The following is a 17,027-nucleotide window of genomic DNA, read 5'->3' on the forward strand; positions in this document are numbered from 1 at the left end:
ACAAAAGACTGAATCTTTCGTAGATTTCAGTCTTTTGTTTTCTCTAAATATTTTTTACGTTTTGGTTCTTTACACATATCAATAAGAGGACAATCTTGGCACTGAGGATTCATGGCTTTACAGTGATAGCGACCAAAGAAAATCATTTGATGATGGGTTTTAATCCATCTTTCTTTTGGCACTGCTTTTTGAAGTTTCTTTTCTACCGTTAAAACAGAATCCTTTTTCAAAGCCAATCCCAGCCTTTTAGAGATACGTTCTACATGTGTATCCACTGCAATAGCTGGAACTTTAAAACCTTCTGAAATGACAACATTAGCTGTTTTACGACCAACACCGGGCAAAGTCTGTAAAGCCTCATGGTTGCAGGGAACTTGTCCATTAAAATCACTCATTAATTTTTGTGCCATTGCTTTGACATTTTTCGCTTTATTGCGATAAAGACCAATTGTACGTAAATCTTCTTCTAACTGTGATAGAGGAGCATTCGCATAATCCTCAACACAACGATACTTTTGAAAAAGATGAGCTGTTAATTTATTAACACTGGCATCTGTTGTTTGAGCCGACAACATCACTGCAATCAAAAGTTCTAATTCATTTTGATGCACAAGCTCACACTTGGCATCAGGATACATCTGATCAAAAACATCTAATATACGCTGTACTTTCTCTTTATTCATGATTTTCCCACCATTTATAATCCTTTATACTTTGTTCTACTTCCTGATGTGTCGATACATTGGTTGGCGCATAACGCTTTGTTACCCCATAACGTGCCCAATTGTCCAGAATCTTTTCAATATATCGAAAAGTGATGACACCAGATTTAACCGATTCATTTAAAGCATCTACAATCATTTCATCATCATATCCTTGACACTTTAAAGAATTAATTAATTGAACTTCTCTTTGACTTAAACTACGTCCAAAAGCATCTTCAAAAATACCAACCAGATCAATATCCTGATCTGTTGACTGTTCATTTTGATCCAACAATAATCTTTGTAATGGCTTAAGATTCAAAGAACCATTCTGCCTTGATATCCAATGTTTATCTACCAAAGACATCAAAATATCATCTAATTTTTGAACAGATAAAGAACAAATCTTAGAAATCTGTAATGGTGTAATAGGTTTTACACCAATTTCATCTAGAGTCATAATTAATAGCAAGACATAACATTGCTGATCAGAAAGTTGCAACGACTTTGCTTTTAATATCAATAATTTTTGAAAATCCACACAACGATAATCTATTAATTCATCCATACAACTACCCTAACCTTACTGCCTTTATAAACTCTCCAGACATGAGATCATAATAAACATATAATAACGATTCATCCTCTTGATAACGTCCATAATAAACAAATCTTTCATTTTCATAACCCACTTCTAAATCATCAATGACTATTTGATACTTTTGTTCAATCGCCTGTTGAACATCTTTGGAATCAGCCACACTTCCCTGATAAGTATCAACAAGTGCCAAATCTTTATTATAAGCCACATAGGATGTAACCCCACTGATTTTAACTCTTGCAATATAATATGTTTCCTTACCACGATATTCACTAAAATAATCATCATATTCATATTGATTGGTTTCACAGATTTCATTTCTTATTTCATCTAAACCATGATGATATTGATAATATGGAATATGAACAAACAACATATAAAACGAAACAACCGCTAAAATAATAACCAAAACAATAACTGATATAATAAACGTCTGTTTTTTCAATCTGTTCACCTCCAGTGTTTTTATTATATAACAAAACCATTAAAATGCAAAACAAAATTAAAAAGACCCTCAGGTCTTTTAATCATCTCGAGAATTTCCTAAAATAATCAGAAAAATTCTTAACATACTCATCAATGTAGAAATCATTGCAGCCACATATGTCATCGCTGCTGCTGATAACATCTTTCTAGCTCCGGGATATTCTTCAGATGTCAAATAACGTGTTTTTAAAATAGCTAAAGCACGACTGGATGCATCAAATTCCACTGGCAATGTTATAAGCTGGAAAGCCAAGATTCCACACATCGCAATAAATCCGATCCATGCAATATTTGTTTGACCTAAAATCAAACCTATAAATATTGCAATCCATCCTAAATATTGCCCCACATTCGCAATCGGTAAAATCGCATTTCTTAAAGAAATAGGTACATATTTTTCTTTATACTGAACAGCATGTCCACATTCATGCGCTGCCACAGCCAAAGATGCAATAGATGTTCCATGATAAACATCACTAGAAAGATTAATTGTCTTTTTACCCGGATTATAATGATCACTTAATTGCCCTTTCACTTCATAAATCATAATATCATATAATCCTTCACTATCTAATATTTCTCTAGCAACCTGCGCTCCTGTAATCCCTCTTGCATTGGCAACTTTACGATAACGATTATATGTAGACGTGACTTTCATTTGTGCCCACAATGCCAATATTGCAGCCAATATCACAAAAATTGTTCCAATCATATAATAGCTATTATAATAGAATCCATAAAAAGGAAAAAACATTTTCTATCACCTCAGTCATTATAATATACCCTTTATATTAACTCTATATGTCAAAAAAGATGCAATTTTAATTCATTGCATCTTTCAATCTATTGCTTGGCTTAAATGAAACAGTTTTACTAGCTGGGATAATCATAGCTTCTTTTGTTTTTGGACTAACACCTTTACGTTCTTTACGATTATTCACTTTAAAAGTTCCAAATCCAGAAATTAAAACTTTATCCCCATTCAAGATACTTTCAATCATTGTATCAAAAACTGTATCTACTAACGCTTCAGCATCTTTTTTTGTTAAATCTTTTTTTAGTGAAACGATATCAATAAGCTCTTTTTTATTCATTTTGTATTGCCTCCTACTTAAATCTAAATAGTAGTATAACATTTCAAAAAACTAAGTGCAATAACAAATTTATAAAACTATCGCAATCACATTAGACTTCCCTTTATTGACGATTTTACTCAATATATCATGTACTCTGATACAAGCAGTTTCATTCATAGAAGCCAATTTCACACGCATTCCTTCATTAATCAGATCACCTAATTTACGTCCAAAAACATCACAATCAAAGATGGCTTCTTTATTATTTTTACCATGACTTTGCAAATATTGAATAAATGCTTCCGCCTGTTCCTTAGAACCAATGATAGGTTCAAAAGTGGATTCAATATCAACCTTAATCATATGAATAGTAGAAGCTGTTGAAACAAGTTTCATTCCATAACGTGGTCCCTGTTTAATGACTTCCGGTTCACTCAATTCAATATCATTTAAAAGTGGTAAGGCATAGCCATAACCCGTCTGTTTAACCATTTGTATCGCACTTTGATAAGCCTGATATTCTTGACTCATCTGCTTCAGTTCTTGAACCTGCCTTAAAAATAAAGCAGCATCAAATTTCTCCTGTCCTAAAATTTCATTTAATATTTCCTGATATAAACCTTTTCTTTCTTGAATACGTAATGAAGCTGATGAAGAAGATGTATCAATGGATGAAAGATACGCTTTATGAATAAAATCAAATTCACACATATGCGTTGCGATTTTTTCAACATCTCTGAAACGGTGAATCTCTAGTAATGATTGTTCTAATGATTCATCTAAAGTCTGTTTTAACCAATGAGAAGTATCCATTAAGGCAATCCAACGAGGGACTTCAATCTTCACTTCATGAATTGGAAACTCATAGAGTGCTTCTTTTAAAAGATGGGTGATATCTTCTTCATTCATTTCTGTGACTTTTAATGAAATGACTGGAACATCATGTTTATCTTTTAAAGATGTCACGAGTTGTGTACATTGAAGACTTTGTGGTTCTTTAGAATTCACAACAATCACAAATGGTTTTCCAATATCTTTTAATTCATGAATAACATCATCCGTTGCCTGAATATAATCTGCACCCGGAATTTCACAAATTGAACCATCACATGTCATCACGATACCAATGGTTGAATGATCTTGAATCACTTTTTGTGTACCAATCTTGGCTGCTTCATCAAAAGGAATCGCTTCTAAATACCATGGGGTTTTGACATAACGAATGCCTTGTTCATCCTGATAGCCTTTCGCACCATCAATCACATATCCAACACAATCGACCAAACGAATATTAACACCAAGATTATCCCCTACTTGAATATGCGCAGCCTGATTAGGAACAAACTTAGGTTCTACAGTCATGATCATTTTCCCTTCACCAGATTGTGGTAATTCATCTGTAGCACGAATTTTTGCTTCCGGATTATCAATATAGGGAATCACAGCCTTTTCCATAAAACGTTTAATAAACGATGATTTACCCACCCTGACCGGTCCAACAACCCCTAAATAAATGTCACCATCACATCTTTTACCAATATCTTTTAATATATCTATTGTCTGCATAGACTTCCTCCTTCTCACACATCAATATATGATTTCTCTTTTTTGTTTAGAACATTTTTATAAAAAGTCAAAAAGTTCATCATTTGGTGATAAAAAAATGATACAATAAAACATATCAAAAAAAGGAAGGATATTATGAAACTAAAAAATACAGTTTTAATTGTGAATGATTTAGAACAATCAAAGAAGTTTTATAAACATATTTTAGGTCTTAAAACAATATTGGATTTTCACGGTTCAGTTACTCTAACATCGGGGATTGTCCTTCAATCAAAAGAAATATGGAAAGAGCTCATTCATAAAACAGATCAAGAGATTATCATGTTGAATCACGCTGTTGAATTATCTTTTGAAACAGAAGATATTGATGCCTTCATGTATGTTTTAGATCAATATCATGTCACACTATTACATCCTTTAAAAGAAGGCGCTTGGGGGCAAAGAGTTGTCCGTTTCTATGATTTGGATGGACATGTCATAGAAGTGGGAGAAAGTATGCGTAAAATCATCAAAAGACTTCTCAGTCAAGGCTTCTCTTATGAAGAACTAGCTCATCGCTTACGTGTTCCTCTTGACTATATTAAACAGATTATGGAATGATATCAAAAAAGCAAAAGTGTTAATGCTTTTGCTTTTTTTGTGTTTATTCATTTTTTTAATTTCTTTATTCCAATACTGATTGGCTTTTTTCATAAAAATGCGATCTGTCAGCATCGTTGTTTGACTATAAAACTCTTGATGATGAATAATGGCCTGTGCCAGTTTTTTCATTTCATTACAAACAACAAAACGTGACATCGTATTCATGATAAAAAATATAGAACCAATTTTTAAACTTCCCTTATATTTAAGATGTTCTCGTTGACACCAGTTCTGTATAATCTTTTCAGAAAGATCACATTTTTCCGGTTCATATTCATCACATCCAATCAATGCATAGACTTCCACATGGCCTTTGGGTTGTTTTTCTAAACGCTCAAAGATTTCTAAAGTAGAAGATGGAATAGAATTTAATGCAACAGGAAATAAAAAGACAACCTGATCATATTGGAAAAAGGTACGTTCATCAAATTGAGAAGCATAACGGATATCCAAATAATCACAATGCTCATTAAGATAGCCCTCAAGTCTGGATAAAAAAGGTTTCATAAATGTTTGGGTATGTTTTAATCCTGAATTCAGTAAAAGAATCTTAGCCAAGATCAACACCTCCAAACGTACGAAGCACTTCGTCTAATTCACTTTCCTCACAAAAATAAGCATCAACAGAAGAATAAGAATAACCCAATGTCGAATCATCTAAAATATCTTTAAAGAGTTTCTTTTCTTCATCTGTTGCTTGTCCATAACCAATCACAAGCAGTTTTTTTCTTAATTGACTCAAACCCAAATGACAAGTTTCACCATCAACCATCGTATAAAAAGGTTCTTGATTCACAACAAGTCTTTCTAACATCTTTTTAAAAGGTATATCAAAACAACCATATTTCACTCTTGTAATATAAATAATTAACTGACAATCATTCGTCCATTTAGAAATAATACTCATATCATCCTTAAAATAACAGGCCCCTTCACATTTTAAACAAGTCAAACCACCCGTACATGATGAATAATGAATATTATTTAAATTGACAATGACGGAATTTTGAAAATAATCGGTTGAAATATCTCTATCTGTTACTACTAAATTCTTCATGTGTTTTCTCCTTTGCCTCTTATTTTATTATGGATGAACCCCATTTGTCAAACATGTTACGAAAAATCAATCACTTCAGTCGCAATCTTCTGTTGAAAATACTGGTCATGTTCAACAAATAATAAAGTCGGCTGATAAGTCAAAATAGCTTGTTCAATCTGTATACGTGAAAAAATATCAATATAATTAAGTGGCTCATCCCATATATATAGATGGGCTGGTGAGGCTAATGAAATAGCCAGCATGACTTTCTTTTTTTGACCTTGACTGAGTTTTTCTAGAGGAATATCAAAATGTTCACGAGAAAATCCTAATTTCCTTAATAAAGTTTTAACTAAGGTTAAATCGCTATGACACTGTTCTATCCAATCATCCAGTTGACCACTTAAAAAAGTACAATCCTGTGGAACATAGGAAATCTTTAACTGACTTCCACATATATATTGTCCATCATATTCAATCTTTTCACCTAGAATAAAACGTATTAAGCTTGATTTACCACAACCATTAGGTCCTTTTAATAAAATACGATCATGTTGATGGATAGTCAATGAAAGATCTTCAAATATCTGATGATGATCATAAGATAATGAAAAATGCTGAAATTGAAGAATTTGATTTTGAAAGTATTTTAAGCAATGAATTTTTAAATCATCATATTCTTCAATATCCTTTAACAGAGTCTTTTTCTTTTCAATAGCCTGTTGTTGTCGCTTTTCAATAGCACGAGAACGCTTCATCATTTTCGCAGCCATATGCCCAACATATCCTTTATCTGCGGCTCCTTTTTTAGATTTTTCAATCTGATAACCCCAATTTTGTTTTTGACGCTTAGAACTTTCCATTTTCACAATATCTTTTTTCAGTTTCTTATTTAACATCATTTCTCTTTCATCTTTTTTGGTTTTATCTTCATACCAGCTAGAAAAATTACCATTGACCACATCAATACTTTGAGGATTTATAGCCATCACATGATCACAACAGCTATCAATAAAATAACGATCATGACTGACAAGCAAAAAACCTTTTTGACGTTTTAAATATTCTCCAATTTTCAAACGAGAATCTTGATCAAGATGATTTGTTGGTTCATCAATCAATAAAAAAGAGTGTTCCTTCAAAAAAAGAATAGCTAATAAAACTTTTGTCTGTTCGCCATGAGAAAGTGTTTCAAAAGGACGATAAAACACATCCATTGCATCCATTCCTAATAAACGAAGTTCTTTTTCTAACCGCCAGTTTTCAAGTGACGGTTCAATTTCGTAACAGACATCTAATGTCAATAATTGAGGATTTTTTACTTCATAAGGAAAATAACAGCATTTTTCATGTATCATGATTTGTCCTTGATATTCATATTCATGCATCATCAGTTTTAAAAGTGTCGTCTTACCTCTTGCATTTCTACCAATCAAAGCTGTTTTAAAATGTGTATCTAATACAAATGAAACATCGTCAAAAATCAATTCATAACTTCCATCATACCCAAATGTTAAATGTTGAACTTGTATTAAAGACATAAAGTATCACTCCTTTCCAAAATAAAAACGACAAGAAAATAGTTCCTGTCGTTATATACATCATTTGTGATTAAAAGAGTTCTATTTTCCTGCAAATATCATCAATACAATTGTCCATTTTGGCAAGAAAATAAATACATCTTTTCACACCCCTTCATCAGTTATTATTATAATCTTTTTATAATAATATTTCAAGAAAATGATTTACACAAATTTTTGAATATCAGAAGGGACTTGATTATTTTGAATGATTTGAATGATTTTATCCATTTGTTCTGGTTTTACTTGTTTATGTGTTAATTGAGAAATTTTTTGAACAAAATCTCTAATATTTTGTTCATCTTTTAAATCTTTTGTTTGCAAATCATTCGCTAATGAAAGTATATCTTCTTTAGATACATGTGTTTTTTGTGAAACTTTATCTAATAATTTATCTTGTTTATCCAATTCGATCACCCATGTTAATATATGCATCACTGAACATTATTGTTCAGCTTTTAAATCTCTTAACATTAAGGAGTGAATCGTTTCCTGCGGTGTAGCATTTTCATATAGAACACGATAAACCGCATCCACAATCGGCACTTCTATACCATAATCATGTGTTGCTACATCATCATGAATGACTTTACACGTACGAATCCCTTCACAGGTTTTGGTATTATGTGCCATAAAATCCAATGCACGATTGCTTTGACCAATTTCCAGTCCCGCCTGAAAGTTACGTGAATGAATAGAAGAACATGTCACCACGAGATCCCCAATACCGGTCAAGCCAAAAAACGTTTCACGATTAGCACCTTTGACTGTTCCATATAGACTCATTTCATAAAGTCCACGTGTAATTAAAGCTGCACGTGTATTATCACCATAGCCCAGCCCCGCAATAATTCCAGAAGCAACAGCAATGACATTTTTATAGGCAGCCCCATATTCTGCACCAATTTCATCTGTTGAAGTATAGACTCTAAAATAATGATTAGAACATAATTTTTGAACATCTTTGGCACAATCTTCATCAAGTGATACAGCACAAACAACAGTCAGCATACGCTCAACAACTTCTTCAGCATGGGATGGACCAATCAAGGAAACAACAGGATGAATCTTGGTACTGTCTAAAACACTTCTGATTGTATCAGACATACGCATATTGGTATTCATATCAAATCCTTTTGCCGCATTAATAATAGTGACAGGTTGTGTCAATAAAGGTTTGACCTGTTCCAGTACCCCTCTGACATATTGTGTTGGAATCGTAATTAAAAGATATTGTGCATCTTTTATAGCATCATTTAAAGATGCACTGGCAACAATACTTTCTTCTAATCTCACATCTTTAAAATACTTATAATTACAATGTCTTATATTAATATCATCAATTTCGCTTTGATCAATACCATATAACATAACTGTATGACCATTATCATTAAAGACCCTTGCTAGTGCTGTAGCCCAGCTTCCTGTTCCTAAAATTGCTATTTTCATCTTAGTCCCTCTTTCTACAAAGAATGTGGATTGGTGTTCCTTCAAAACCAAATGCATCTCGCAAACGATTTTCTAAATAACGTTTATAACTAAAATGTAAATATTGTGGATCATTTGTAAATAAAACAAATGTTGGCGGACAGACACTCACTTGATTGGCATAATAAATCTTTAAACGTCCCCCATTAAATGTTGTGGTTGGATTCATTGTTTGCGCATCAATCAAGACATCATTTAAGACACTTGTCGCCACACGTTTTTGACTATTTGCATAGACTTCTTGAATCAATGGTAATAATAAATGAACACGTTTATGATCTTTCGCTGAAACGAAAACAATAGGAGCATAATCCAGATACTTCAATTGTTCACGTATCTGATTTTCCATTTTCTTCATTGTTTTAGAATCCTTTTCAATCAGATCCCATTTATTGACTACTAAAATAACAGCTTTCCCTGCTTCATGCGCATAACCAGCTACATGTTTGTCTTGCTCAACAATCCCTTGATGACCATCAATCACCATTAATACAACATTGCTTTTTTCAATGGCTGATAAAGCACGTAAAACAGAATATTTTTCAATATTTTCATAAACTTTTCCTTTTTTACGCATACCAGCAGTATCTACAACACAATATTTTTGTCCATCTTTTTCAAAAGCCGTATCAATAGCATCACGGGTTGTTCCTTCAATGTCAGAAACAATAACACGTTCTTCTCCTAAAATAGCATTCGTTAATGAAGATTTTCCAACATTTGGTCTTCCAATAATAGAAAAACGAATCACATCATCTTCTTGAGTTTCCTCCACTGCTGGCAACTGATGAATAATTTCATCCAAAACATCACCAATTCCAATACCATGACTTCCTGATACAGCAATAGGATCACCAATTCCTAAACTATAAAAATCATAAATATTATCTTTATAAATCTGATCGTCAATTTTATTCACAGCGAGTACAACAGGTTTTCTTGATTTTTGTAGTAAACGTGCAACAAATGTATCTTCTTTTGTAATACCTTCTCGTCCATTGACCACAAATAAAATAATATCAGCTTCTTCAATTGCAATCTCAGCCTGCATTTTAATTTGTTCTGTAAAAGAAGCATTTTCCAGTTCAATTCCACCTGTATCAATGATTCTAAATTCACGTGTCAGCCATGATGCATCTCCATAGATACGATCACGTGTGACTCCTGGTGTATCTTCAACAATTGATACACGTTTTCCAACAATACGATTAAAAATTGTCGATTTCCCAACATTCGCTCGGCCAACAATCGCTACGACTCCTTTTTTCATTATGAATCACTCCTTATATTCTTTCTTCTACAAGCTGCATGACTCTGGCTACAACTTCTTCCAATGTCATATCAGAGGTATCTATCTCAATAGCATCATCAGCTTTCTTTAAAGGCGAAATAGCACGTGTCATATCTTGTTGATCACGCATTGCTATTTCTTCTTGAATCGCTGCTAAATCAGAGTCAATACCCCTTTGTAAATTTTCTTTATGACGACGTAATGCACGACATTCAATACTTGCGACTTGATAAATCTTTAATTCAGCATCTTTTAAGACAACTGTACCAATATCTCTACCATCAAGAATAACGCCCCCACCTTGAGCCATTTCACGCTGTTTTTCAACAAGAAAACTTCTGACAGCGCCATATTGAGAAACGACACTGGCTCCCATTGACACTTCATTTTCACGAATGGCAGATGTCACATCTTCACGATTCAATTGGATGGTTCCATCAGGAAACATACGGATATCAATATCTTTTAAAAGCATAGATACCGCCTGTTCATCAGTCACATCAACATTCTTCAATAAAGCATAATAAGCCACACAACGATACATCGCTCCTGTATCAATATATGTATAATTTAAATTTTTAGCGACCATTTTCGCAATCGTTGATTTTCCTGCAGCCGCCGGTCCATCAATCGCTATAGAAATTTTTTTTGACATATCTTTTCACTTTCCCTTTCCTTTTAGAAAAATAGCTGTTTTGCGATAAAGAACGCTAAAACAATAAATATAACGATAAAAACAATAATCACATAATTTAAAATAGTCACAAGTTTACTATCTTCTTGGTCTTCATCATCGCTATCTTCTTTTATATTTTCAACAGGTTCTTGATGTTTTTCTCTTTTTTCTGTCTTTTCTACTTTTTCACGTTTTGATTTTTTCTTATCTTCTTTCATAAAATCAGCCACTGTCAAACCTTCTTCATACTTTTTCAATTCTTCAGCATCTTCTTCTGGTGACATAGCCGCCAGTTTTTCTAGTAAAGACATCTTTTTTTGTGGTTCAGCTTTTACTTCTGATTGAGAAGCTTCACTATGTTGAGGCTGATGTTCTTCAGATTGTTTAATCTTATTTAAAATATCTAAGCGAGTATTATATTGTTCCTTACCCATATTTGTTTTTGCCTCATTTAATGCAGATTTAATATCTTCGCTATCTGGTTTTAACGTTTCATAAGACAATGGTTCCATCAAAGTATCTTGAATATCTTTTTGATGGTTTTGTGGAAGAAAAGATAAAAAATCATCATCCTCATCATCTTGTTCATATGTTACTTGACGATCAATTGCCACTTCTTCTTTCATTTCATCTCTTAACTCTTTGTATTTATTTATTCTTGTTTGTTTCTCCATTTTACATCACCGCCACCATTATAACATAACTATAAAAAATTATAAAATAAACTTTTAAAATAATTCCATTTAGTATATAATAGGCATATGAATAGGAGGTAAAAAAAATGTATAAAGTGAATGAAAATTGTATTGGTTGTGGTTCTTGCACAGCAGTATGTCCAGAAGTTTTCGATTTAAACGCTGATGGTGTTGCAGAAAACATTATTGGAGAAGTACCTGCTGAATTAGAAGAAGCTGCAAAAGAAGCAGCAGAATCTTGTCCAGTTGATGCAATTGTTAATGAATAAGAAAAGAAGCTCTCTTGATTAGAGGGCTTTTTATTCTTTATGAACACAATAACTATTCATTTCATTTTCAATGAGATGTTTCTTTGTTTCATTTTGTGGTGGTTCAAGAAAACTAATCGTATGGCATTTATGACACCAGATAAAATGAATTCCCTGTAATTCTTTATATTCAATCAAAGGCTCTTTTGCCCCACATATACCACAAACATCTTTAATATTCGATTCTAAAACAACACTACGCATATTTCATCCTCCTTGCTTTTATTATAATCACTTTAACATCTTCTTCAATAAACTTCATCATACAAATATCGACAAAAAAAGGAATATTCTTGAAAATATTCCTTTTTGATTATTTATGATTATTTTTTTTAGCTAAAGCCATAGCTTTTAAATCTTTGACTTCTTGAGGTTTTAAACGACGATATTGCTCCGGTTTTAAGCCTTTTAAATCAATCATACCCACACGTAAACGATGTAGTCTTTTTACAGGATGTCCCACTGCTTCAAACATCTTTTTCACCTGTCTATTTTTTCCTTCAATCAATTTAATCATCAACATCGTTGTGCCATGTTCTTCATCTTTACCAACAATTTTAATACGACAAGGTAATGTTTTTACACCATCTAAATAAATACCTTTTTCTAATTGATGCACTGTCAATCCACTGATTAATCCTTTAATGCTGACTTCATAAACCTTTTCAAGATGAGAAGAAGGATGCATCATCAGATTCGCAAACTCCCCATCATTGGTCATCAACAATAAACCAGATGTATCATAATCCAATCTACCTACTGGATAAATACGTTCCTGTACATCACCAAAATAATCAATCACTGTTTTTCTCCCTAACTCATCACTTAATGAAGTGATACATCCTTTAGGTTTATAAAAAACATAATAAACTTTATTTTCACCTTGGAGAGCCTTTCCATCAACCATGATCAAATCTCCTCGTTTCACTTTAAAACCTAATTCACTTACGACTTCACCATTGACTTCGACTCTCCCTTGACGAATAAGGTCTTCCGCTTTTCTTCTTGACGTATAGCCACTCGCCGCAATTGCTTTTTGTAGTCTTTCCATAGTATCCCGTCCTTTCCAGATACCATTATACATAATTTATGCAATTATACAAACATTTTTAAATAAATCATAATCGCAAATATAACCGATAAACAATCCATTATTAAACCAATGGGTAAAGCATATCTGGTTCTTTTCATATGAATAGATGAAAAATAAATTGTGACAACATAAAATGTTGTATCACTGCCACTTTGAATCAATGTGGCCAGTAAACTCAAAGGATGATCCACACCAAAAGTTTCATAAAAAGAATATAAATAAGTTAATGATGCATTGGCACTGACCGGGCGTAATAGACCCAAAACAATGATATCTATAGGAATATGCAAAAGACTTAATAAGGGTGAAAACAAATGACTTAACAAATCAATTGTTCCACTGCTTTGTAATAATTGAATAAAAACCATTAAAGCCATAAATGTTGTAAATAATGTTCGACATAATTGCAGGGCATCTTTGACACCATCTATAAAATCATCAAATAAAGGAAGATGCTTCATCAAACCATCAATAAAAACACATAGAAGAAAAAGAAAAACAATCTTATTCATGATCAATCACCCTTTGCATGATTAAACCAATTATAATAATGGAAATACCAATCAAAAGCATATAAGGATAAAAAGCATAAATATCTTGTGAACCCATTTGTTGTCTGATCATCAAAAGAGTAGATGGAAACAAAGACAATCCGGCTGTATTGATAATGACTAAGGTCAACATAGGACGACTGGGGCGTTTCGAGTGAGGATTAAGCTCTTGAAGTTTTTGAAAAGCCTTGACACCACTTATTGTGGCAAGAGTTCCTAATCCAAGTAGATTAGCAAGAATATTAGAAGATAAATAAGTATAGATGACTTTATTTTTAATAACGGATCCATAAATAAGATGAAAGAGTGGTTTCAATAAAAAAGAAAAATAATTCATAAAACCCGTTTTTTGAATAACATTTAAAAAACCACCCCATAAACAAGCAGATAAAATAACATTGAAAAATAAATCCCAAACCATATAAGGTGTATCCATCAAAGCATTCATCATAGCTTCTTCTTGATGGCAACACAAACCAATTATCAAAAAAACAACAACACTCCATTTCCATATTCTAGCCATTGAAACACTCCCCAAGCAGGATTCTTGTATATTTAAAAATAGTTGTCAAAAAGTTTTGATGCGTCACTTGATAAATAGGTTTTTGATCAATATAGACTTGTAAAACATCACCTGTTGATTGTAAAGAAACATTTTGGCTTTCTTGACCACAATAATATAAATCTTGATCAATTAAAAAAGAATGACCATGATATTGATAAATCCCTTTAGATAAAACAAGAACATTTTGATATTTTTTAAAACATTCTTCATATTTTTGTTGATGAAATTCAAAATCATTACCACAATTAAATGTCACAATAATTAAAGACACATCATCCTGAATAGCCCTTGTGACTAAAGTTCTTTTGGCTTTTTTTGTATATCCAGTTTTTCCACCTACACAATATTCATATTCGTTTAATAGTCTGTTTTTATTATGCCATGTTCCCCCTCCATCTTCTCTTTGATAAGTTTCTTTCATCACAATATCATTAAAAATAGGATTCAATGAACAATATGACATCAACAAAGCCATATCATAGACACATGATTGATTTCCATCATCTTCTTCATCTAAACCAGTTGGATTAGAAAAATGAGTTCTTGTCATGTTTAATTCCTGTGCTTTTTGATTCATCATATCAACAAAATTTTCAATACTTCCACCAATATTTTTTGCAATGACATTCGCTGCATCATTTCCACTTCTTAAAAGGAGTCCATGTAGAAGATCTCTTAAATTCATTCGATCACCTATATGTACATAGATGCCACTTCCCCATGCTTCATTGACTTCTTCACCTATTTTGTATTCATCATCCAATTGACCATTTTCAATCGCAACAATAGCTGTCATAATTTTAGAAATAGATGCTACACTTTGTACTTCATAAATATCTTTTCCTTCTAATACATTTTGATGCGTACTCTCCATCACAATATAAGATTTTCCCTGAAAATCAACAGCATGAACAGGCATCATACATAAAAGGAAACATAAAAAAAACACACTTTTCTTCATATAATCACCTATAATACTATATGAAATAAAAAGTGTGTTATGATTTTTTCTTCCATTCTGGATGAGAATTGATATATTGAATTGTTTCATCTAATCCATGATCATGAAGATAATGTAAAAGATGTTCTAAAAATTGACGTGTCTGTGGATGCATGATATAAGAATGCTTCCCATTTTCATAATAAGCCAAAGGAAAGGTATCACGGTATTTCTTTCCTTTATAAGTTTGACTGGCTGCAATACGATCACAAAACATTTCTAAAACATAGCGTGTAGGCATTTTTGCGGGTTGTAGTCCTGTACGTGTAAAGTCAACCCAAAACTCCCAGTGATGTTTATTTCTCCCTTTATGATGTAACCATGCCAAAGAATATCCTTTTTCACGACGTTCTACTGAATTAGGAGATTTATCTCCTTGAAAATATTTCATACCCGTTGAAAATTCACACCATGCATATTTTGACATATCATGTAATAGACCCTGTTTATATAAACCAATACGAAAACATAACTTCATGACTTTCCATTTATGTTTTGTTATGGTTTTGAAATGTCCTAAAGTTTTCATCAAATCACCCGTATCTAGTATACAATGTTTTATATTTGAAGTAAATCTCTTTATTTTTTTTCAAACAGTGTTATAATGTAAGCGATGTGTAAGAGGAGGTTTGAGAGATGGCAATTAAAGTTGATGTTCGCACAAATATTAATGACTATGAATTAACACTTGAAAAATGCTCTGAAATTATTACATTACTACAGGACACATATCAGAACATTAGAAATGATATGTATGCCCGTTTTCTAAGTACACGTATATTAATCAAAACACTGACAGTTGTTGCATTTTTGATTATTTTATATTTATTAACACACAGTGCATTTTTCTTATATTCAACTCCTATCTTTATGATAGTCGCATTAATATTAGCCATTGGCACTGCTGAATATATTGTCACAAAAACACGTAAAGAAATTGTTATTCAATTAAAGCATTATAAAAAAGCACGTGAACAATTATTGCAATATGAAAAAATCAAGTTCTAAGACTTGATTTTTCAAATATAAGTTATTTGCTTTAAGCAATAATCATTATGATTTCTTTAATTTTAAACCATCTTTAAAAGCTTCTCCAACACGTTCACTTACGCGATAATAGCCATGTGTATAAGGATCAAAGGCTATGGCTTTAACCAAAGACATATCTATATGATCATCTTTCATAACTTTCTCGTCAGCAGTTATATTTACAACTTTACCAATAACTCCACAACCATATTCATTGGTCTGATATTCAATAAATTCACACTCTAAACAAAGAGGAAATTCTTGAATCACTGGAGCATCAACCATTTGAGCATGTGAAGCCGTTAAACCACTGTTTTCAAATTTATGAGATTCTTTATTCCCAGACACAATTCCAAAATAATCTGCTTCGACAATATGGTCTTCATCAGCAATACTGACTGTAAAAGCACCTCTAGCTTTAATATTTTTGACTGTTTTATGTGTTTCTGTTAAATTCAAAGCAACTGTCCCTCTTTCCTGCATTGTTCCCCATGCAGCATTCATAACATCCACACTACCATCTTCATTATAAGTTGCAATCATTAAAACAGGCATTGGAAAAATACCTTCTGTCAAATTTAATTTTTTTCTCATACTAATAACCCCTTTCTACATTTGAATTGACATTATCTCAACT

General features: G+C 32.3%; 24 protein-coding genes. 3 read left to right on the top strand and 21 right to left on the bottom strand.

From position 1 onward, the window contains the following. Window positions 1-26: 26 nt before the first annotated feature. From nth to spoIVA, 6 genes are all read right to left on the bottom strand, one after another. Window positions 27-683 carry an endonuclease III gene (gene nth, locus ACGHJ8_RS08275; protein WP_087357925.1) on the bottom strand — a complete coding sequence of 219 codons (657 nt, stop codon included), beginning with the start codon at window positions 681-683 and terminating at the stop codon, window positions 27-29. Further along, entirely contained in the window at window positions 676-1,272 is a 597-nt protein-coding gene (locus ACGHJ8_RS08280) for a DnaD domain protein (protein WP_211964044.1), read from the bottom strand. The genes nth and ACGHJ8_RS08280 overlap by 8 nt, the downstream gene beginning before the upstream one ends. A 4-nt stretch (window positions 1,273-1,276) precedes the next feature. After that, complete coding sequence (locus tag ACGHJ8_RS08285; protein WP_390539780.1) at window positions 1,277-1,759, bottom strand: hypothetical protein; 483 nt, start codon at window positions 1,757-1,759, stop codon at window positions 1,277-1,279. Window positions 1,760-1,828: 69 nt separating this feature from the next. Further along, window positions 1,829-2,545 carry a zinc metallopeptidase gene (locus tag ACGHJ8_RS08290; RefSeq protein WP_390539783.1) on the bottom strand — a complete coding sequence of 239 codons (717 nt, stop codon included), beginning with the start codon at window positions 2,543-2,545 and terminating at the stop codon, window positions 1,829-1,831. A gap of 67 nt (window positions 2,546-2,612) precedes the next feature. Then, window positions 2,613-2,885 carry an HU family DNA-binding protein gene (locus ACGHJ8_RS08295; protein ID WP_087244188.1) on the bottom strand — a complete coding sequence of 91 codons (273 nt, stop codon included), beginning with the start codon at window positions 2,883-2,885 and terminating at the stop codon, window positions 2,613-2,615. 69 nt (window positions 2,886-2,954) lie between these two features. Continuing rightward, a complete protein-coding gene (gene spoIVA, locus ACGHJ8_RS08300) occupies window positions 2,955-4,433 on the bottom strand; it encodes a stage IV sporulation protein A (RefSeq protein ID WP_211964040.1) in 1,479 nt (492 codons plus the stop codon). Between the two features lie 135 nt (window positions 4,434-4,568). Here spoIVA and ACGHJ8_RS08305 point away from each other — a divergent pair, with 135 nt between their 5' ends. Next, window positions 4,569-5,033: a VOC family protein gene (locus tag ACGHJ8_RS08305; RefSeq protein WP_087357920.1), complete on the top strand. Its 465-nt coding sequence runs from the start codon at window positions 4,569-4,571 to the stop codon at window positions 5,031-5,033. On the opposite strand, the gene ACGHJ8_RS08310 is transcribed toward ACGHJ8_RS08305, so the two are convergent. The 8 genes from ACGHJ8_RS08310 to ACGHJ8_RS08345 all read right to left on the bottom strand — a co-directional run bounded on the left by ACGHJ8_RS08310 (window position 4,992) and on the right by ACGHJ8_RS08345 (window position 11,823). After that, complete coding sequence (locus ACGHJ8_RS08310; RefSeq protein ID WP_390539786.1) at window positions 4,992-5,633, bottom strand: hypothetical protein; 642 nt, start codon at window positions 5,631-5,633, stop codon at window positions 4,992-4,994. The genes ACGHJ8_RS08305 and ACGHJ8_RS08310 overlap by 42 nt on opposite strands. After that, window positions 5,626-6,132 (bottom strand): flavodoxin family protein, encoded by a 507-nt coding sequence (locus tag ACGHJ8_RS08315; protein WP_205089014.1) that lies wholly within the window; start codon window positions 6,130-6,132, stop codon window positions 5,626-5,628. The genes ACGHJ8_RS08310 and ACGHJ8_RS08315 overlap by 8 nt, the downstream gene beginning before the upstream one ends. A gap of 56 nt (window positions 6,133-6,188) precedes the next feature. Then, window positions 6,189-7,655 carry a ribosomal protection-like ABC-F family protein gene (abc-f, locus tag ACGHJ8_RS08320; protein ID WP_390539789.1) on the bottom strand — a complete coding sequence of 489 codons (1,467 nt, stop codon included), beginning with the start codon at window positions 7,653-7,655 and terminating at the stop codon, window positions 6,189-6,191. 204 nt (window positions 7,656-7,859) lie between these two features. Continuing rightward, window positions 7,860-8,102, bottom strand: a complete 243-nt coding sequence (locus tag ACGHJ8_RS08325; RefSeq protein WP_087244182.1) for a stage VI sporulation protein F — start codon at window positions 8,100-8,102, stop codon at window positions 7,860-7,862. Between the two features lie 36 nt (window positions 8,103-8,138). Then, on the bottom strand, window positions 8,139-9,143 hold the full coding sequence (locus tag ACGHJ8_RS08330) for an NAD(P)H-dependent glycerol-3-phosphate dehydrogenase (RefSeq protein ID WP_087244181.1): 1,005 nt from the start codon (window positions 9,141-9,143) through the stop codon (window positions 8,139-8,141). 1 nt (window position 9,144) lies between these two features. Further along, complete coding sequence (gene der, locus ACGHJ8_RS08335; RefSeq protein WP_087357915.1) at window positions 9,145-10,452, bottom strand: ribosome biogenesis GTPase Der; 1,308 nt, start codon at window positions 10,450-10,452, stop codon at window positions 9,145-9,147. A gap of 13 nt (window positions 10,453-10,465) precedes the next feature. Further along, the gene (gene cmk, locus ACGHJ8_RS08340; protein ID WP_205089012.1) at window positions 10,466-11,128 is read right to left on the bottom strand and encodes a (d)CMP kinase; all 663 of its coding nucleotides are present in this window, start codon (window positions 11,126-11,128) and stop codon (window positions 10,466-10,468) included. Between the two features lie 23 nt (window positions 11,129-11,151). Beyond that, window positions 11,152-11,823, bottom strand: coding sequence for a hypothetical protein (locus ACGHJ8_RS08345; protein WP_087357913.1), 672 nt, complete (start codon window positions 11,821-11,823; stop codon window positions 11,152-11,154). A 107-nt stretch (window positions 11,824-11,930) separates the two neighbouring features. Between ACGHJ8_RS08345 and ACGHJ8_RS08350 the strand changes: the two genes are divergently transcribed. Further along, entirely contained in the window at window positions 11,931-12,113 is a 183-nt protein-coding gene (locus ACGHJ8_RS08350; protein ID WP_087357912.1) for a ferredoxin, read from the top strand. Window positions 12,114-12,143: 30 nt separating this feature from the next. On the opposite strand, the gene ACGHJ8_RS08355 is transcribed toward ACGHJ8_RS08350, so the two are convergent. From ACGHJ8_RS08355 to ACGHJ8_RS08380, 6 genes are all read right to left on the bottom strand, one after another. Further along, on the bottom strand, window positions 12,144-12,356 hold the full coding sequence (locus tag ACGHJ8_RS08355) for a hypothetical protein (RefSeq protein WP_087357911.1): 213 nt from the start codon (window positions 12,354-12,356) through the stop codon (window positions 12,144-12,146). Between the two features lie 109 nt (window positions 12,357-12,465). Next, window positions 12,466-13,203 (bottom strand): pseudouridine synthase, encoded by a 738-nt coding sequence (locus tag ACGHJ8_RS08360; protein WP_211964030.1) that lies wholly within the window; start codon window positions 13,201-13,203, stop codon window positions 12,466-12,468. Between the two features lie 44 nt (window positions 13,204-13,247). Then, window positions 13,248-13,757 carry a spore maturation protein B gene (locus ACGHJ8_RS08365; protein WP_205089009.1) on the bottom strand — a complete coding sequence of 170 codons (510 nt, stop codon included), beginning with the start codon at window positions 13,755-13,757 and terminating at the stop codon, window positions 13,248-13,250. Further along, a complete protein-coding gene (locus tag ACGHJ8_RS08370) occupies window positions 13,750-14,319 on the bottom strand; it encodes a hypothetical protein (RefSeq protein ID WP_211964028.1) in 570 nt (189 codons plus the stop codon). Before ACGHJ8_RS08370 ends, ACGHJ8_RS08365 begins: the two co-directional genes overlap by 8 nt. Continuing rightward, window positions 14,312-15,283: a D-alanyl-D-alanine carboxypeptidase family protein gene (locus tag ACGHJ8_RS08375; RefSeq protein WP_211964026.1), complete on the bottom strand. Its 972-nt coding sequence runs from the start codon at window positions 15,281-15,283 to the stop codon at window positions 14,312-14,314. Before ACGHJ8_RS08375 ends, ACGHJ8_RS08370 begins: the two co-directional genes overlap by 8 nt. A gap of 76 nt (window positions 15,284-15,359) precedes the next feature. Next, complete coding sequence (locus ACGHJ8_RS08380; protein WP_211964024.1) at window positions 15,360-15,890, bottom strand: DUF5662 family protein; 531 nt, start codon at window positions 15,888-15,890, stop codon at window positions 15,360-15,362. A 107-nt stretch (window positions 15,891-15,997) separates the two neighbouring features. Between ACGHJ8_RS08380 and ACGHJ8_RS08385 the strand changes: the two genes are divergently transcribed. Then, window positions 15,998-16,369: a hypothetical protein gene (locus ACGHJ8_RS08385; RefSeq protein WP_087357905.1), complete on the top strand. Its 372-nt coding sequence runs from the start codon at window positions 15,998-16,000 to the stop codon at window positions 16,367-16,369. Between the two features lie 45 nt (window positions 16,370-16,414). Here ACGHJ8_RS08385 and ACGHJ8_RS08390 read toward each other — a convergent pair whose 3' ends face one another. Beyond that, the gene (locus ACGHJ8_RS08390; RefSeq protein WP_087357904.1) at window positions 16,415-16,984 is read right to left on the bottom strand and encodes a flavin reductase family protein; all 570 of its coding nucleotides are present in this window, start codon (window positions 16,982-16,984) and stop codon (window positions 16,415-16,417) included. Window positions 16,985-17,027: the final 43 nt, after the last annotated feature.

The organism is Massiliimicrobium timonense, assembly GCF_042850985.1.
Classification (GTDB): domain Bacteria; phylum Bacillota_I; class Bacilli_A; order Erysipelotrichales; family Coprobacillaceae; genus Allocoprobacillus.

What these genes read in the sequence shown, in the direction of transcription:
- nth (WP_087357925.1), bottom strand. Translation starts at nt 683, where the DNA reads ATGAATAAAGAGAAAGTACAGCGTATATTAGATGTTTTTGATCAGATG.
- ACGHJ8_RS08280 (WP_211964044.1), bottom strand. Translation starts at nt 1,272, where the DNA reads ATGGATGAATTAATAGATTATCGTTGTGTGGATTTTCAAAAATTATTG.
- ACGHJ8_RS08290 (WP_390539783.1), bottom strand. Translation starts at nt 2,545, where the DNA reads ATGTTTTTTCCTTTTTATGGATTCTATTATAATAGCTATTATATGATT.
- ACGHJ8_RS08295 (WP_087244188.1), bottom strand. Translation starts at nt 2,885, where the DNA reads ATGAATAAAAAAGAGCTTATTGATATCGTTTCACTAAAAAAAGATTTA.
- spoIVA (WP_211964040.1), bottom strand. Translation starts at nt 4,433, where the DNA reads ATGCAGACAATAGATATATTAAAAGATATTGGTAAAAGATGTGATGGT.
- ACGHJ8_RS08305 (WP_087357920.1), top strand. Translation starts at nt 4,569, where the DNA reads ATGAAACTAAAAAATACAGTTTTAATTGTGAATGATTTAGAACAATCA.
- ACGHJ8_RS08315 (WP_205089014.1), bottom strand. Translation starts at nt 6,132, where the DNA reads ATGAAGAATTTAGTAGTAACAGATAGAGATATTTCAACCGATTATTTT.
- abc-f (WP_390539789.1), bottom strand. Translation starts at nt 7,655, where the DNA reads ATGTCTTTAATACAAGTTCAACATTTAACATTTGGGTATGATGGAAGT.
- ACGHJ8_RS08330 (WP_087244181.1), bottom strand. Translation starts at nt 9,143, where the DNA reads ATGAAAATAGCAATTTTAGGAACAGGAAGCTGGGCTACAGCACTAGCA.
- der (WP_087357915.1), bottom strand. Translation starts at nt 10,452, where the DNA reads ATGAAAAAAGGAGTCGTAGCGATTGTTGGCCGAGCGAATGTTGGGAAA.
- cmk (WP_205089012.1), bottom strand. Translation starts at nt 11,128, where the DNA reads ATGTCAAAAAAAATTTCTATAGCGATTGATGGACCGGCGGCTGCAGGA.
- ACGHJ8_RS08345 (WP_087357913.1), bottom strand. Translation starts at nt 11,823, where the DNA reads ATGGAGAAACAAACAAGAATAAATAAATACAAAGAGTTAAGAGATGAA.
- ACGHJ8_RS08350 (WP_087357912.1), top strand. Translation starts at nt 11,931, where the DNA reads ATGTATAAAGTGAATGAAAATTGTATTGGTTGTGGTTCTTGCACAGCA.
- ACGHJ8_RS08355 (WP_087357911.1), bottom strand. Translation starts at nt 12,356, where the DNA reads ATGCGTAGTGTTGTTTTAGAATCGAATATTAAAGATGTTTGTGGTATA.
- ACGHJ8_RS08360 (WP_211964030.1), bottom strand. Translation starts at nt 13,203, where the DNA reads ATGGAAAGACTACAAAAAGCAATTGCGGCGAGTGGCTATACGTCAAGA.
- ACGHJ8_RS08365 (WP_205089009.1), bottom strand. Translation starts at nt 13,757, where the DNA reads ATGAATAAGATTGTTTTTCTTTTTCTTCTATGTGTTTTTATTGATGGT.
- ACGHJ8_RS08370 (WP_211964028.1), bottom strand. Translation starts at nt 14,319, where the DNA reads ATGGCTAGAATATGGAAATGGAGTGTTGTTGTTTTTTTGATAATTGGT.
- ACGHJ8_RS08375 (WP_211964026.1), bottom strand. Translation starts at nt 15,283, where the DNA reads ATGATGCCTGTTCATGCTGTTGATTTTCAGGGAAAATCTTATATTGTG.
- ACGHJ8_RS08380 (WP_211964024.1), bottom strand. Translation starts at nt 15,890, where the DNA reads ATGAAAACTTTAGGACATTTCAAAACCATAACAAAACATAAATGGAAA.
- ACGHJ8_RS08385 (WP_087357905.1), top strand. Translation starts at nt 15,998, where the DNA reads ATGGCAATTAAAGTTGATGTTCGCACAAATATTAATGACTATGAATTA.
- ACGHJ8_RS08390 (WP_087357904.1), bottom strand. Translation starts at nt 16,984, where the DNA reads ATGAGAAAAAAATTAAATTTGACAGAAGGTATTTTTCCAATGCCTGTT.